Annotated in this window: 2 protein-coding genes; one reads left to right on the top strand and one right to left on the bottom strand. The window is 31.5% G+C overall.

The features are described 5' to 3' along the window. Positions 1–85 precede the first annotated feature (85 nt). Positions 86–640: a TetR/AcrR family transcriptional regulator gene (locus NL42_RS18415; protein ID WP_461313851.1), complete on the top strand. Its 555-nt coding sequence runs from the start codon at positions 86–88 to the stop codon at positions 638–640. A 53-nt stretch (positions 641–693) separates the two neighbouring features. Here the strand turns inward: NL42_RS18415 and NL42_RS18410 are convergent, their stop codons facing one another. Next, positions 694–1215 carry a hypothetical protein gene (locus tag NL42_RS18410; protein ID WP_461313850.1) on the bottom strand — a complete coding sequence of 174 codons (522 nt, stop codon included), beginning with the start codon at positions 1213–1215 and terminating at the stop codon, positions 694–696. Between the last annotated feature and the right edge of the window lie 140 nt (positions 1216–1355).

The following is a 1355-nucleotide window of genomic DNA, read 5'->3' as shown; positions in this document are numbered from 1 at the left end:
TGCCTGTTTTTAGCACTCATTTTAAGAGTGGCGGCATTTTTATCTCATTTATATACAACAAAAAATTATTTTAAACGGTATCTCTATGCCAACTTTAGAAGCATCATTTAAAGCACTGCGAGTGCTACACGCGGCAAGAAATTTATTTAATCAATATGGCTTTAATAATGTCGGTGTAGACCGAATTGTTAGCGATGCCAAAATACCCAAAGCCACCTTTTATAACTGCTTTTCATCTAAAGAAAAACTTATTGAGATGTGTCTGACTTTTCAAAAAGATGCGTTAAAAGATGAAGTATTTTCGATTATCCATTCGTACCGTGAACTTATGGTGTTCGATAAGTTAAAGAAAATCTTCTTTTTACATGCTGATTTAGAGGGGTTTTATCATTTACAGTTTAAAGCCATTTTTGAAATTGAAAAGGTTTATCCCACAGCCTACAAAATCGTCAGTGACTATCGAAAATGGTTAATTAAAGAAATTTATAAGCTGATTTTAACCGTAAAAGTTACCGCTACACTTGAAGACGCTTACATGTTTTTATTTGTGATTGATGGGGCCATGGTTCAGCTTTTAAGTGCGAATAAGATCGATGAAAGAGATAAGTTATTAGAATATTTTATGTCGATGCTTACTTAAATTGGCTAAGACTTTAATGCTTAAAGAAAAGCCCTCTGGTGAGGGCTTTTAACTTATTTAAAAGAAGGTTGGCTTAAGATCTTGTAGACTTTTTCTTTATATACATCATTTGAAATCACGCCTTTATCGCGCTGTTGTTTTAGCGATTTAAACTGCTGACCATTAATTTCTCTTTGAATGCCAACATTATCATGATTTCTAATGTAGTAAAGACTACGCTCATGATCACTCATATTGACTGTTTCTTCAGTAGAGTAAGATGGCTTAGTTTCCTTTTCTTGATATTGTTTTGCAATTTCAAAAAAATCTACATTTTGATGATCTGGAGTCGAATTAGAAAACTCTTTTGGTTGCCCATTAAATTTATGTTCTTGAGAATTCGCGTTTACTGCAAGCATGCTCTTATGCTGATTAAAGTTAGGAGGGGTATATTCTTGTTTCATTTGAAATGTGTTTGTTTCAGAAAAAGCTAAGGAAGAAAAAAGACTAATATTTAAAGATAAAAAAAGTAATAACAATCTATTCATTTCTTTTGAAGTCCAATTGAAATTGAGTAAATCACTGTATTGTAACATTAAAGTTGAGTTTTTGTAGGTTGAATTTTGAGTGAATTTGAACATCTAGTAAATAATGAGGTGAATGAAGAGATTTGCACGAAGTTCTATAGAAAAATCCGCACAAAAAATTTATATAAAATGAGATCTAAAGATTTGAA

This window comes from Acinetobacter sp. GN11 (assembly GCF_054823985.1).
Note: the sequence above shows the minus strand (reverse complement) of the source record. Positions and strands in the feature narration are given on the sequence as shown.

Coding starts and splice junctions, on each gene's coding strand:
- NL42_RS18415 (WP_461313851.1), top strand. CDS start 86: ATGCCAACTTTAGAAGCATCATTTAAAGCACTGCGAGTGCTACACGCG.
- NL42_RS18410 (WP_461313850.1), bottom strand. CDS start 1,215: ATGTTACAATACAGTGATTTACTCAATTTCAATTGGACTTCAAAAGAA.